The 14013-nt window shown below is 67.1% G+C and carries 10 protein-coding genes; 4 read left to right on the forward strand and 6 right to left on the reverse strand.

The features are described from left to right. Positions 1-26: 26 nt before the first annotated feature. Together efeO and efeB are read left to right on the forward strand one after the other, a co-directional pair. Positions 27-1166 carry an iron uptake system protein EfeO gene (efeO, locus tag ACFWUU_RS21515; protein ID WP_380177529.1) on the forward strand — a complete coding sequence of 380 codons (1140 nt, stop codon included), beginning with the start codon at positions 27-29 and terminating at the stop codon, positions 1164-1166. Next, a complete protein-coding gene (efeB, locus tag ACFWUU_RS21520; RefSeq protein ID WP_380177531.1) occupies positions 1163-2440 on the forward strand; it encodes an iron uptake transporter deferrochelatase/peroxidase subunit in 1278 nt (425 codons plus the stop codon). Before efeO ends, efeB begins: the two co-directional genes overlap by 4 nt. On the opposite strand, the gene ACFWUU_RS21525 is transcribed toward efeB, so the two are convergent. From ACFWUU_RS21525 to ACFWUU_RS21540, 4 genes are all read right to left on the reverse strand, one after another. Further along, on the reverse strand, positions 2441-3280 hold the full coding sequence (locus tag ACFWUU_RS21525) for a carbohydrate ABC transporter permease (protein WP_130441026.1): 840 nt from the start codon (positions 3278-3280) through the stop codon (positions 2441-2443). Next, on the reverse strand, positions 3273-4253 hold the full coding sequence (locus tag ACFWUU_RS21530; protein ID WP_350858893.1) for a sugar ABC transporter permease: 981 nt from the start codon (positions 4251-4253) through the stop codon (positions 3273-3275). The genes ACFWUU_RS21525 and ACFWUU_RS21530 overlap by 8 nt, the downstream gene beginning before the upstream one ends. A gap of 88 nt (positions 4254-4341) precedes the next feature. Next, on the reverse strand, positions 4342-5661 hold the full coding sequence (locus tag ACFWUU_RS21535; protein WP_202878016.1) for an ABC transporter substrate-binding protein: 1320 nt from the start codon (positions 5659-5661) through the stop codon (positions 4342-4344). 211 nt (positions 5662-5872) lie between these two features. Beyond that, positions 5873-6958 carry a LacI family DNA-binding transcriptional regulator gene (locus tag ACFWUU_RS21540; protein ID WP_380177534.1) on the reverse strand — a complete coding sequence of 362 codons (1086 nt, stop codon included), beginning with the start codon at positions 6956-6958 and terminating at the stop codon, positions 5873-5875. An 83-nt stretch (positions 6959-7041) separates the two neighbouring features. On the opposite strand from ACFWUU_RS21540, the gene ACFWUU_RS21545 reads away from it, so the two are divergent. Together ACFWUU_RS21545 and ACFWUU_RS21550 are read left to right on the forward strand one after the other, a co-directional pair. Beyond that, a complete protein-coding gene (locus ACFWUU_RS21545) occupies positions 7042-8670 on the forward strand; it encodes an acyltransferase (protein WP_380177536.1) in 1629 nt (542 codons plus the stop codon). Positions 8671-8737: 67 nt separating this feature from the next. Then, complete coding sequence (locus ACFWUU_RS21550) at positions 8738-10072, forward strand: FAD-binding oxidoreductase (RefSeq protein ID WP_380177538.1); 1335 nt, start codon at positions 8738-8740, stop codon at positions 10070-10072. A 109-nt stretch (positions 10073-10181) separates the two neighbouring features. Here ACFWUU_RS21550 and ACFWUU_RS21555 read toward each other — a convergent pair whose 3' ends face one another. Beyond that, a complete protein-coding gene (locus tag ACFWUU_RS21555) occupies positions 10182-12686 on the reverse strand; it encodes a hypothetical protein (protein ID WP_380177540.1) in 2505 nt (834 codons plus the stop codon). 12 nt (positions 12687-12698) lie between these two features. Further along, on the reverse strand, positions 12699-14009 hold the full coding sequence (locus ACFWUU_RS21560; RefSeq protein WP_380177542.1) for an ABC transporter substrate-binding protein: 1311 nt from the start codon (positions 14007-14009) through the stop codon (positions 12699-12701). Positions 14010-14013 lie beyond the last annotated feature (4 nt).

Raw genomic sequence — 14013 nt, forward strand, 5'->3', positions numbered from 1 at the left:
CCCTCACATCCCCGCTCAGGAGAACCATGTCCAGCTCATTGCCCCGTCGGGCCGCCGTCCTCGGCGTCGTCATCGGTATCGGCGCGCTGACCGCGTGCGCGAAGGACACGCCCGCGGCCAAGGACGACGGCACCGGCCCCGTCTCGGTGAAGGCGTCCGACTCGGGCTGTGACCTCAGCCGCCGCGACGTGAAGTCCGGCACCAGCACGTTCTCGGTGTCGAACGGCGGTAGCAAGGTCACGGAGTTCTACGTGTACGCCGATGGCGACCGGGTGATGGGCGAGGTCGAGAACATCGGCCCGGGCCTGAAGCGGGATCTGATCGTCGAGCTGCCGACCGGCAAGTACCAGGCGGTCTGCAAGCCGGGCATGGTCGGCGACGGCATCCGCGGCGACCTGACTGTCACGGGTGACGCGCCGGCGCAGGTCGACACCGACACCGAGCTCAAGCAGGCGACCGAGAGCTACCAGCGGTACGTGAACTCGCAGGCGGTCGCGCTGGAGCAGAAGACCACCGAGTTCGTGGCCGCGGTGAAGGCCGGCGACGTCGCGAAGGCGAAGGCGCTGTTCCCGGTGTCGCGGACGTACTGGGAGCGGATCGAGCCGGTCGCGGAGTCGTTCGGCGATCTCGACCCGAAGATCGACGCCCGGGTGAACGACGTCGAGCCGGGGACCGAGTGGACCGGGTACCACCGGATCGAGCAGGCGCTGTGGGTCTCCAACAGCACCAAGGGCATGGACAAGTACGCCGACCAGTTGCTGACCGACGTGAAGACGGTCGTGGCGAAGGCCAAGGTCGTGAAGCTGACCCCGCTGCAGCTGGCCAATGGCGCGAAGGAACTGCTCGACGAGGTCGCGACCGGCAAGGTCACCGGCGAAGAGGACCGCTACTCGCACACCGACCTGTGGGACTTCCAGGCGAACGTCGAGGGCTCGCAGGCGGCCGTCCAGGCACTCCGCCCGGCGCTGCAGGCGCGGGACGCGGCGCTGGTGACGCAGCTCGACACGAACTTCAAGGCGGTCTTCGCGTCCCTCGACAAGTACCGCGACGGCGACGGCTTCAAGCCGTACACCGCATCCGAGGCGGAGAAGAAGGCCCTCGGCGCCGTAGTCGACGGCCTGGCCGAACCGGTCAGCAAGGTAGCAGGAGCAATCGCCCAGAAATGACCGACGAACCCACACCCCCAACCGAGAACCCGCGACGGGGTTTCTCGCGGCGCGGACTCTTCGGCGCGGCGGGTGCTGCCGTGGCAACCGGCGTCGCCGGTTATGCGGTGCGCTCCGCGGTCTCCACCCAGCCGTCGCAGGCTGCTGACACCAACGGGCCGGTTGAGTTCCACGGGCCGCACCAGGCGGGCATCACCACGCCGGTGCAGGATCGGCTGCACTTCGCCGCGTTTGATGTGACGACGACCAGCCGCGACGAGCTGATCGGCCTGCTGAAGGAATGGACCGCCGCGGCCGCCCTCCTGACAGCCGGCCGCGACATCGGCCAGTACGGCGCCGTGAACGGCCCGGACGAAGCCCCGCCCGAGGACACCGGCGAAGCAGTCGGCCTGCCACCCGCACGGCTGACGATCACCGTCGGCTTCGGCCCGACCCTGTTCGACAAGCGCTTCGGTCTCGCCGCGAAACGCCCGAAGGCCCTCGTCGACCTGCCGCACTTCATCGGAGACGACCTCGACCCCAACCGCTCGTACGGCGACATCGCCGTACAGGCCTGCTCCGACGACCCCCAGGTCGCCGTACACGCCATCCGCAACCTGGCTCGCATCGGTTTCGGGCGAGTCGCCGTACGGTATTCCCAGCTCGGCTTCGGCCGTACGTCGTCCACGTCCCGCGCCCAGTCGACGCCGCGGAACCTGTTCGGCTTCAAGGACGGCACCAACAACCTCAAGCTCGAGGACGCCGACAAACTCGAGCAGCAACTGTGGGTCCAACCCGAGGACGGCCCCGACTGGATGGTCGGCGGCTCCTACCTGGTCTCGCGCAGGATTCGGATGAACATCGAGATCTGGGACCGCACCTCACTCGGCGAACAAGAAGGCATCATCGGCCGCGGCAAAGGCACCGGCGCACCACTCGGCAAGGCCGACGAGTTCGACACCCTCGACTTCAACGCCAAACAGGCCGACGGCCAGCCGAAGATCCCGGCCGACTCCCACGTCCGCCTCGCCCACCCCACGTTCAACAAGGGCGCCGAACTACTCCGCCGCGGCTACAACTTCGTCGACGGTTCCGACGGCCTCGGCCGCCTGGACGCCGGCCTGTTCTTCCTCGCCTACCAACGCGACCCCCGCAAACAATTCATCCCGATCCAGAACCAACTGGCCAAGAACGACACGATGAACGAGTACATCCACCACGTAGGCTCCGGCATCTTCGCCTGCCCGCCGGGGGTAACCCCCGGCGGGTACTGGGGCGAAAAACTCTTCGTCTGACTACTTCACCGCGCCGGCGGTCACGCCGGCGACGAAGTGGCGTTGGGCGAGAAGGAAGCCGATGACCACTGGGACGCTGACGACCAGGGCGGCGGCCATGATCTGGTTCCAGTAGATGTTGGTCTGGGTGGAGTACTGGCGTAGGCCGACCGAGAGTGTGCGGTTGGCTTCGGTGGTCATCACCGAGGCGAACAGGACCTCGCCCCACGCGGTCATGAACGAGTAGATCGCGACCGCGATCACGCCAGGCCGGGCGGCCGGCAGTACGACGCGCCACAGCGCGCCCATCGGTCCGCAGCCGTCCACCAGCGCGGCCTCGTCGAGCTCGCGCGGGATGCTGTCGAAGTACCCGGCGAGCATCCAGATCGAGAACGGCAGGCTGAACGTCAGGTACGTGATGATCAAGCCGAGCCGCGTCCCGACCAGCTGCAGCCCGAACGAGTTGTTGATGTTCACGAAGATCAGGAACAACGGCAGCAGGAACAGCACACCCGGGAACATCTGCGTCGACAACACGGTCGTCGTGAACGCCGTCCGCCCGCGGAACCGGAACCGCGACACCGCGAACGCCGCCAGGATCGCGATCGCCACCGAGAACACCGTCGCCGACACGGACACGATCGTGCTGTTCACGAAGTACCGGGCCAGCGGCACCGTCTTCCACATGTCCACGAACGGCGCCAGCGTCAGGTTCGACGGCCACCAGCTGAACGCGCCCTGCACGTCCTTCAGCGGCTTCAGAGACGACGTGATCATCACGTACAGCGGGACGAGGACGAACAGGCCGAGCACGGTCAGCACGACACCGCGGTAGATCTTGAAACCCTGGGTCTCACGCACGACGCGACCTCCTTCCGGTGACGAGCAGATACGCGCCGGTGACGATCATCAGGAAGATCAGCAGCAGCACGGACATCGCCGCACCGGTGCCGAAGTTCCAGGTCAGGAACGACGCGTTGTAGATGTGGAACGTGATCAGGTCACCGGCCGGCGGCTGCGCCGTACCGAACAGCACGTACGGCGTGTTGAAGTCGCTGAACGTCCACAGGAAAAGGACGAGTACGAGCACGAGGTTGACCGGTCGCAGCGACGGCAGCGTGATGTTGCGCCACTGCCGGAGGTTGCCCGCGCCGTCCACCGACGCGGCCTCGTACAGGTCGCCCGGGATGCTCTGCAGGCCGGCCATCAGCGTGAGGAACGCGAACGTCCACAGCTTCCAGGTCGCGACCGTGATCAGCGAGACCAGCGCGTTGCTGCCGATCAGCCAGAACGTCCGGCCGTCGCTCAGGTGCAGCTGGTTCAGCACGTGGTTAACGGCGCCGGTGTCGCGCTGGAGCATGAAGTTCCAGGTCAGGATCCCGGCGTACGCCGGAAGCGCGTACGGCACCAGGAAGAACGTCCGGATGATGCCGCGGCCGCGGAACGGCGGCTGCAGCGCAACCGCGGCGGCCATCCCGAGCACCCAGGACAGGGCGACCGTGATCAGCGAGAACGCGACGGTGACGCCGAACGACTTCAGCAGGCCCTCACCGACCGCGTTGTTGAAGTCCAGTGCGACCTTGTAGTTGTTGAGCCCGGCGCTGGGCGCGGCGGACCAGTTCGCGATGAAGAACTTGGTCAGCTTGATGAAACTCATCCAGATGCCGACCACCATCGGGATGATGTGGATCAGCAGTTCGGCCAGGACGGCCGGTGCCAGCAACAGATACGGCAGCCACCGGTTCAGTCCGGGACGGTGTTCGGGGCCGCGCTTGGTCTTCTTCTTCGCAGGCTTCGCGGCGGCCGGCGTCGCTTCCTGTGTGGCGACGGACATCGACTGGTCGCCTCCTGTCTGTCGGATCGGTGGTGGGGGCTGACGCGGGCAGTGGCCCGGACGGGTCGTCCGGGCCACTGAGCGCGGGTCAGCTACCTGCGGCCACCTGATCCTGGGCGGTCTTCAGCGCCGCCTTCACATCGTCGGCCGTGACCGTTCCGCCGGTCGCGATCTTGGCGAACATCGAGTTCATCGCCTTGCCGACGGTGCTCTCGAACTGGTCCTCGGCCGGCACCAGCGGCAGCGGCTTGGACTTGGTGTTGTAGACGTCCTGGAACGTCGCCGCCTCGGCCGCGTCGGTGGTGAACACCGGCTTCGCGTCCTTCAGCACCGGCAGCGAGGAGAACGGCTTGCCCAGCGTGGTCTGCGTGGTCGCGTCCGTCATGTACTTGACGAACTTCAGCGCCGCGTCCTTGTGCTTGGTGTTCTTGAACACCGACAGGTTGATACCGGCCACGTGGCTGGCGACCTGCTCGGCGCCGGACGGAGCCGGGAACGGTACGACGCCGTACTCGCCGGCCTTCATGCCGTTGGCAACGATCGAGGAGTCGGCGTTGTTCTGGTTGATGACCATCGCGACCTTCTTGGTGGCGAAGTCGTTGACCGACTTGGTGCCGTTGTCGTACTGCGCGTTCGACGGGTTCGCGACCTTGTCCTTCTGCATCAGGTCGAGGTACCGCAGCACGCCCTGCACGTTGCCGTCACCGGTGAAGGTCGGCTTGCCGTCGGCGTCGAACCAGTCGGCCTTGTTCTGCGCGGCGTTGATGAACGCGAAGTGCACGTTCTCGGTGTAGCTGCCGGCCGCGAGCGCCATCCCCCACTGCTTCTTGGCGGGGACGGTCAGCTTCTGCGCGTCGGTGACCATCTCTTCCCAGGTCTTCGGCGGCTGCAGGCCGGCCGCGGCGAACATCGCCTTGTTGTAGTACAGGCCGTAGGCCAGACCGTAGAGCGGGACCGAGGTCGGGTCGGTGCCTTCCTTGCCGCCGGTCGCCAGAGCCGTCGGCACGAACTTGTCCTTCCCGCCGATGGCGCCCATCGCGTCGCCGTCGAACGGCAGGAACGCGTCGGTCGCCTGCAGCGAGGCCGCCCAGGTGTTGCCGATGTTGACCACGTCCGGCGCCTGGCCGGAGGTGATCGCGGTCTGGATCCGCGTCTGCAGATCGTTCCAGCCGATCACCTCGAGGTTGACCTTGATGCCGGTGTCCTGGGTGAACTTCTGCAGGACCGGGGTCAGCACCTCCTTGTCGTTGTCCAGGCTGGTGCCCTGGTTGCTGGCCCAGTAGGTCAGCGTCTGGTCACCACCAGAACCGCCGCCGGAGGAATCGTTCTTGTCGCCACCACCGCACGCGGCGAGGCTGATTCCCATGGCGGTCGCCGCCACCGCGGCTACAAACGAACGCAGTCTCACGTCGGACTCCCTCGTCCCGTCGAGCCTCCACAGAGCTGCGAAGGCGGATCGGCCCCATACTGACCTAACCGGTTAAGTTTCGAAACCCTAACCGGTTCAGTTCCGGGGTCTTCGTTACGACCTCGTGACTGATCCAACCTCTCGTGTGCCCATGGCAAACGCAATCCAACACCCTCCGAATCCGAATGAATTCACAGAGTCTTGAAAGTGCTCAGAAAGGTGCCGGTCCGCTCGAATCGCGGGGGCGAAGCTCGCCCGCAGGTGCTTCCTCGTGAATTTCGTTGTCGCCGGTCACGATTCGCAGGAGCAGATCGGCGGCCGCGCGCCCGCGTTCCATCGTTTTCTGGTCGACCGCGGTGATGCCGGGGCGGGCGAGTTCGCACAGCGGCGAGTCGTCCCAGGCGAGGATCGAGACCTCGGCCGGCACCGCCGTACCGAGGTCCATCGCAACCCGCAGCGCCGCGACCGCCATCAGGTCGTTCCCGAGCACGATCGCGCTCGGCGGGTTCGCATCGTTCAGCAACTGACGGGTGAGCTCGGCGCCGTCGTCGTACCGGTAGCTGCCTTCGATATGCCGTACGGCGACCCCGCGCGCGGCGGCCTGTTCCTGCAGGATCTTCACCCGCAACCGCTCGTGGACGAACGTGAACGGCCCGCTGATATGCGCGACGTTCCGGTGCCCGAGCTCGACCAGGTGATCGAGCAGCAGCCCGACCGTCTCCTCCGGTGAGCTGATCAACCGCCCGACCGAGTCGTCCGGCGCGTTCGAGCTCACCACCACGCACGGAACCCCGAGCTCCTTCAGCAGCGGGATTCTCGGGTCGTCGTCGTGCTCGTCGAACAGGATGAACCCGTCGACCCGCCCCTGCCGCGACCATCGCCGCAGTACGTCGAGATCCTCGCCGTGCTCGCCCGTCAGCCGGAGCAGCAGCGACGAATCGACCTCGTTCAGGTACTGCTCGATGCCGACCAGCGTCCGCATGTAGAACGCTTCGGTCGAGATCAGCGCCGGGTCGCGAGCGATCACGATCCCGATCGTCCGCGTCCGGCTGGCGGACAGCGCAACCGCGGCGGAGTTCGGGTGGAAGCCCAGCTCTTCGGCCAGATCGAGCACCCGCCGCCGGGTCTCCTCGCTGACTCCGGCCCGCCCGTTCAGCGCGTACGAGACCGACGCCTTCGAGATGTGCAGCCGCCGGGCGAGATCGCTGATCGTGACCCGATGACTGCGGCGCGTGCCGCCCTGTGGGCCGTCGTCGCCGACCTCACCGCCGTCGGTCACAGATCCGCTCGTCGTCATCGCCTGGCTCCCCGCACAGACGGGAGGTTAGCAGCGGCATTTCGGGGCTGGCGGGGCCGCGGTGTTTTGGATAGCGTTTTCCCATGTTGCCGAATGAGCCGTTGCGACTCGATTTCCTGCCGTGGGAGTACAAGCGAACGGCCTCCGACGCCGACCGCGAACGCCAGGCCGAACGGCAGGCGCGACTCGGCGGGTCGGTCCGGCTCGCCGCCGACGTGTACGTCGCGGAGTCGGCCGCGGTGTACTGCGACGAGCTGACGATGGGGGAGCGCTCGTACGTCGCCGCGCACGCCTACGTCACCGGCAACATCACGCTCGGATCCGACTCCACGATCAACCCGTTCTCCGCCGTCCGCGGCAAGGTGACGATCGGCGACGGCGTACGGATCGGCGCCCACACGTCGCTGCTCGCCTTCAACCACGGCACGGCTCCCGGTCAGCCGATCTTCAAGCAACCTCACACCGCCCTCGGCATCACGATCGGCGACGACGTCTGGATCGGCTCCAACGTGACGATCCTCGACGGCGTCACCGTCGGCCCGCACACCATCATCGGCGCCGGCGCGGTCGTCACCAAGAACATCCCGGCCAACTCGGTCGCCGCCGGCAACCCCGCCCGCGTCCTCCGCTCGCGAACAGGATCCTCCATGTCAGGTGACCTCCGCACCCAACTGACCGCCTTCGCCGCCAAAGCGCGTGCGCAGGTCGACGACGTGCTCGCTCGCTCTTGGGACGGTGAGCGTTTCGTCGACCGTCCCGACCTCGGCCACGAGCCGGCGGTTCGCCCATGGTGCGACGCGATCGAGATCGCCGACCTGCTGGTACGCCGAACTCCGGCCGGCCACACCCGTGACGACCTGGTCCGCCGTCTCCGTCATCGGCAGGATCCGAAGACCGGACTGGTCGCACCAGGAGACCTGTCGGATGCCGGGCTGGACCTGCCGGACGACAGCAAACTCTCTGTCCTGGAAGGGCCGGCCGGCTATCACGTGCTGTGTGTCGGGTACGCCCTCCAGGTCCTCGACAGCAGCTTCGAGCACCCGATCGACACCGCCTTCGGTTTTGCCGATCTGGACAATTTGCCCTGGGCAAGGAAATCTTGGTCGGCCGGAGCTGGTATCGATCACCTCGGCACCGCGATCGCCCGGAATCTCCACGACCACAACGAATCCGGCCCGCTCGAAGCCCTGATGGGCTGGCTCGTAACGAGGGTCGACCCAACGACCGGCGCTTGGGGTCACCAACATCCCGACGACGGCTGGCTGCAGGTCGTGAACGGTTTCTACCGCCTCACCCGCGGCACGTATGCGCAGTTCGGCCTCCCGCTGCCGTACCCCGAACAAGCCGTCGCCACCGTCCTTGCCCACAGCAACGACCGTCGGATGTTCACCGGCGACAACTACAACTCCTGCAACGTGCTCGACGTCATCCACCCGCTGTGGCTGGCCCGCAAGCAGACGACGTACGGCGAGCAGGAGGGTCGCCGCTGGGCCGAGGAACAACTGCGCGCGATCCTCCCGCGCTGGGTCGACGGCGCAGGCTTCGCGTTCGCTCCCGACGGCACCGACGACCGCGCAATCCCCGGCCTGCAAGGCACCGAGATGTGGCTGGCCATCATCTGGCTGCTCTCGGACTACCTGGGCCTGTCCGACGCCCTCGGCTACCGCCCCCGCGGCGTCCACCGCCCGGAACCCCTGATCAATCTGCACTAATCGGTCTGGACCGCTGTTGGGCCATCATGGATCCGAGGGATACCGCCGGGGGAGAGGTGGCCGGATCATGCATGAACTGCGTCAGGTATTGAAGGGTCGACTGGTGACGCCGGACGACCCGGACTGGGAGCAGGTGCGGCGGGGGTGGAACCTGTCTGTCGATCAGCAGCCTGCGGCCGTCGTGGAGGCGAGCGGGCCGAACGATGTCGAGTTCACGATCGCGTACGCCGGTGCGCGCGGGCTGAAGGTTGCTGCGCAAGCGGGTGGGCACGGTGCGACTCGTGCGCTCGACGGGACGATTGTGGTGCGGACCTCCGCGCTGGATGACGTGTGGGTGGATCCGCACGCACGCATCGCTCGGCTGGGCGCCGGAGTGCGCTGGGGGACTGTGCAGGCAGCGCTGGACGGCACCGGGCTCACTGGACTGCCTGGCACGAGCAGCAACATCTCGGTGGCCGGCTTCTGTACGAGTGGTGGGTTCTCGTGGTTCTCGCGGCCCTACGGGAGTGGTGCGGGCAGTCTGCGGGCTGCGGAGATCGTCGACGGTTCCGGGATCTGCCGATGGATCGACGACTCGGTTGACCCGGACCTGATGTGGGCGCTGCGTGGTGGCGGCGGGAACTTCGGTGTGGTGACGTCGGTCGAGGTGGAGTTGCATCCGGCTCCGGAGATCACCGGTGGGCGGCTGATGTTCCCGATCGAGCAGTCCGAGGCGGTGCTGACGGCGTACGCGAAGGCGACGCAGGAGGCGCCGGAGCAGGTGACGTTGTGGGCGTACCTGATCCACTACCCGCACTCACCGGCGCTGCCGGACGCAGTACGCGGGAAGTCGTTCTGCATGGTCGACGCGATCACGCCGTACGAGCCAGCCGCGCTTGAAGGAGTGCTGTCCACTCTCCGTGCGGCTGGGACACCTGTTGCTGACTCGTTCACTCCGTTGTCGCCGAGTGGGGTTGCGGAGATGAATGCGGTGCCGGCGCCGCCGCAGGCGCTGTCACTGATCACCAGCACGTTCGACGAGCTCACACCGGAGCTGATCGGCACACTGCTCGAGTACGCCGGTCAGCCGTCGCTGATCTTCCAGGTGCAGATCCGCCACCTGCGGGCGAGTGGTGAGGTTGGTCACCCCGGCGTGGCAGCGGCTGACCCCCGAGCCCAGTACATGGTGCTGGCTGTGTCGATCGTGCCGGTGCCGGAGTTGCAGGAGTCAGCGGAGACCGCACTGCGAGCGTTGAAGGAGACGCTGGCGCCGTGGCACACCGATGAGCTGCCGCCGACCGGTCTGTCCGCGTGGGAGTCGCTGCAGGACTCCATCAGCGAGCCCGACCTGGCCAGACTCCGCGAGATCAAGCAGCGGGTCGACCCGCTCGGTGTGCTGGTCGGCAACTACCCACTGGTGTGAACGACCCGGACGGGGGTCCACTAGCCTGAGCAAGTGGACCCCCGGACCCGTCGACTCATCACCTCTGTCGTGCTGGTAGCGCTCGTCGCGATCGTCGTGATCGCAGCGATCATCCGTTGACGGTCGCGGAGCCCAGGACGACGTACGGCTGGTTGGACAGGTCGGCGGCCAGGCCGGGGTAGAGCGCCTGCCCACCGGACCGGTGCTGCACGCTGAAGAAGTACATCAGCGGGTACGTCGACGCCGTGTACTCACCGTCGATCGTGCCGGACAAGGTCTGCCCGGACAGCTCCATCGGGACCTGCTGCCAGGGCTTCGACTGGTCCACGTGCCGGTAGTGCAGTGTTGCGCCGATCACGTCCGGATCCACGACGTCCAGCGACAGCGTGACCGGTCTGCCCCGATCGAAGCTCTCCGGCACCGTGTGTTCCACGCCGGGCGCAGCTGGCCGGACTGGTGCCGCGAGCAACGCGGCAGCAGGCTCTGTGCCCGCTGCCTCCCGTAGCTCCTCGTTGAGGGCAGCCAGGTCGACGTCCATGTCCGGGACTCGATCGGCCCAGTGGCCGTGTTCGGAGGTCTCGATCCCGAAGCGCAGATCCCGTTGGTAGACACCCTCGACGAGGACCGGGATCTCGGCGTACGCGTCCCGTGCGGCCCGGTAGTGCCGCAGGGCGGACTGCAGCGAAGCGACGTCCTCGGTGGTGCGGAAGATCGAGTAGTCGACCGCCGCCCGGAACTTGCCGCCGAAGAACCGGCCCAGTCTGACCAGGATCTCCAGATCGATCAGTACCCGGCGAACCTGTGCGTCCGACTGCTCTGCGGTCTGGCGGACACGCGTTAGGGCCTGCTGTCCGTCGTCGACCAGCCGCTCGATCCACCCGGCCACCTCGAGCGGCGTGTACTTCGCTGACACCGAGCGGCTCGCCACCGCCGCGACGTACTCGTCGATGGCGTAGAACGTCGTCGGGTCGAACGGGCTGACGCCACCCCAGTTCGCCGGCGGATCGGTGTCGCCGGCGTAGTGCGGCGATTCGACGCGCGACGAGATCGGGAGGTTGAGGTACGCCTCGGGCCAGTAGCCGTTGTTCGATCCGCCGACGCCGTGGACCACGGTCACCAGCGGGAGGATCCGGCTGAGTGGGCTCAGGGCGTCCTCGACGTGCGCCGCGGCCTCGCCGTACGTCGACCTCAGGTGGCGGCGCCACGTCTCGGGCTCGGCATCGGGGTTGTAGAGGAGCCGGCCCCACAACAGATAGCCGTAGCGGTACTTGGTCCACTCCCGGTTGTCAGACAACCTGAGGTCCTCGCGGACGTACGGGTCGCGCTTGCCCACCTCGCCGCTGCCCTTGCGTCCCTTGAAGAACAGGGGTTCGCACAGGTCGACGCCGCGGGATCCGCCGAACGTCGACAGTCGCCCGTACCCGGCCGCGATCGCGGGATCGCCCCAGGCCAGCAGCTTCTGGGTTCCCGGCCAGACCCGGAACATCAGGTCGACGGTCCGATCCTCGCGCAGGAAGTCGCCGTACCCGTAGCGGGTGAACCGGCGGGAGAACTCGGTGATGCCCTTCATCTCGTGGCCGGCCGGGATCGGCTTGGCCGTCTCCTTCGCCCGGATCGAGGCCTGGTGGTACGGCAAACCCACATGCTCGGCCCAGTACTTCGCCGACAGCACCGGCGACAGGTTCGGTAGGTCGACGGCATCGAGCAGGGCCTGGTCGACGCCCTTGGCATGCATGTCGATCTCCAGCGGCCGGCCGACCGAGTTCGCGCCTTCGAACACCGCCCGCCAGAAGATCTCGTGCTGATGGTCGGCGATACCGCCCTCGTAGTGCACCCGGAACGTCAGCCCGTCGATGTCAGGGCACTCCGTGAGCAGCTTGGCGATACCGGCCTTGCAGTACTCCGCATGCGTGTCCGGACCGATCCCGGTGATCGGGTACCGGTGCACCGAGTCCCGGCCGTAGTCGTATGCGTGGTTCCACAGACCGAGTTGGAACTTCAGCCCGCGGCGCTTGCTCTCGGCCGCAATGAACCGCAGGGTGTCGAGGTTGCGCTTCTGCTCGTCCGCCCCGACGCCCTCGGCCTGTACTTCGTACCCGTCCACGTCGAAGAGGAACGGGTACACGAAGCACAGGTAGTTGTCGGTCGCGCCGTGCCGATCGGCGCCGTAGTTGTACTGCATGCCGAGCGCCAGGTGGAACCGGTTGAACCGGGCCGCGGCCAGCCAGGTCAGGTATTCGGTCCAGAACTGCTGGTCGTGGAACCAGGGCGTGTCCTCGTCCACGCTGGAGAACGACCGCACCACACCCCGGACAGGTACGGCGGGCTGCTCGGCGTACGGCGTCGTACCGGCGAGGTCCTCGCCCGCGGCGACTCGGTCCGCGAGCTCGAGTACGCCGCAGCGCAGTCCTGTCTCGTCGTTGCTGACGACAACGATCTCGTCGCCGTCACGGACTACGGCGTACGACTCGGGAACGTCGGCGAGGTCCGCGGCGGGGACCTCGTCGGGAGTGGCCAGCCGGACCGGTACGTCGGCTATGCCTTTCTCCGCCAGGGCTCGGACGAGCTGCTCCATCGCCCAGGTCGCGGTGCGGCCGGTGGTGACGGGGTTCATAGGGGTCTCCAATCACTTGCCGTCGAGGGTCTTGCCGGCGTCGGCCATGAACTTCGGCACGCCTTGCTTGATCGAGATCTTGTTGAACGCGATGTCCTGGCTGACCTTCAGCAACAGGTCGCCGACCGCGGTCGAGGCAGCCGGGGAGGCCTGCGGCGGGGCGGACGAGTTCTTCAGTGCCAGGTCGGTGTAGGCCAGCACCTGCTTCTCGCTCGCGGACAGGTCGCTGCCCTTCAACAGCACGTCCCGCCCGGCGGCCGAGGCGGGCGGGCCGCTGATCAGCCGCAAGGTCTTGGCAGCGTCCGCGCCGTTCGCGAACCAGTTGATGAAGGCGGCGGCGTCGTCCTGGCGCTGGCTCTTGGCGTTCAGCGACAGGAAGCTGCTGGGTGCCGGGAAGGTCCCGCACTTGCCGCTCTTCGTGTGCCGTGGTGGCAGGGTGATGTCGATGGTGTGGTCGGTCAGGTCCTGGAATCCGCCCTTGAGGTTGGGCGTCTGGATGTGCGCGAGCGCCGCCTGTTTCTTGACCAGCGGGCTGTTCGGCCAGTCGCCGTACACGGCCTGCGCCGCGATGTCGGCGGGGATCGTGCCGCCGGTGGCCCGCAGCGCGGCCCAGTACTCGAACCACTCGGTCAGCGACGCATCGGTGAACGCGAGTGAGCCGTCCTTGTACAGGTCCTCGCCCTTGCCACGCAGGAAGATCTGCAACGACGCCGTGTCCCCACTGGGGTCCTCCGCGCCGTAGACCTTCTTGCCGGACTTCTGCCGGATCTGGTTGGCCAGGGTCGCGTAGTCGGCCCACGTCCACGTCTTCTGCGGATGCTCCAGCCCAAGCTGGTCGAGCACGGTCACGTCGTACCCGATGCTGTAGGTGCTCATCGCGACCGGGATGCCGAACTGCTCGCCCTTCAACTGGCCCTGGATCAGCAGGTTGTGGTCGATCGGCTTCGTGTCGATGGTGTCCGGGATGTACTTCTGCAGTGACTGCAGCGCTCCGGCCGCGCCGTACTGGCCGATCCGTGGGGCGTCGATGTTGATCACGTCCGGAGCGTTGCCGCCGGCCATCTGGGTGGCGAGCTTGTCCCAGTACTCCGCGGTCGCGGTGCCCTCGAAGACCATCTTCACGTTCTGATGGCTGGCCGTGTACTGGTCGGCGAGCTTGCTGCGCAGGCCGAGCTTGGTCGGGTCCCCGTAGCTCGAGAACCGGACCGAGTTCTTGGCCTCCTTCGCCGCGGGGTCGAGGTTGCAGGCCGAGAGCAGAGGTGCGAGTACGCCGGCCGCGAGTCCGGCCTGCAGGAAGCGCCGCCGGTTGAGCTGTGTGGTCATGACT

This window comes from Kribbella sp. NPDC058693, assembly GCF_042715335.1.
Lineage (GTDB): Bacteria > Actinomycetota > Actinomycetes > Propionibacteriales > Kribbellaceae > Kribbella > Kribbella jiaozuonensis.

Coding starts and splice junctions, on each gene's coding strand:
- efeO (WP_380177529.1), top strand. CDS start 27: ATGTCCAGCTCATTGCCCCGTCGGGCCGCCGTCCTCGGCGTCGTCATC.
- efeB (WP_380177531.1), top strand. CDS start 1,163: ATGACCGACGAACCCACACCCCCAACCGAGAACCCGCGACGGGGTTTC.
- ACFWUU_RS21530 (WP_350858893.1), bottom strand. CDS start 4,253: ATGTCCGTCGCCACACAGGAAGCGACGCCGGCCGCCGCGAAGCCTGCG.
- ACFWUU_RS21540 (WP_380177534.1), bottom strand. CDS start 6,958: ATGACGACGAGCGGATCTGTGACCGACGGCGGTGAGGTCGGCGACGAC.
- ACFWUU_RS21545 (WP_380177536.1), top strand. CDS start 7,042: ATGTTGCCGAATGAGCCGTTGCGACTCGATTTCCTGCCGTGGGAGTAC.
- ACFWUU_RS21550 (WP_380177538.1), top strand. CDS start 8,738: ATGCATGAACTGCGTCAGGTATTGAAGGGTCGACTGGTGACGCCGGAC.
- ACFWUU_RS21555 (WP_380177540.1), bottom strand. CDS start 12,686: ATGAACCCCGTCACCACCGGCCGCACCGCGACCTGGGCGATGGAGCAG.
- ACFWUU_RS21560 (WP_380177542.1), bottom strand. CDS start 14,009: ATGACCACACAGCTCAACCGGCGGCGCTTCCTGCAGGCCGGACTCGCG.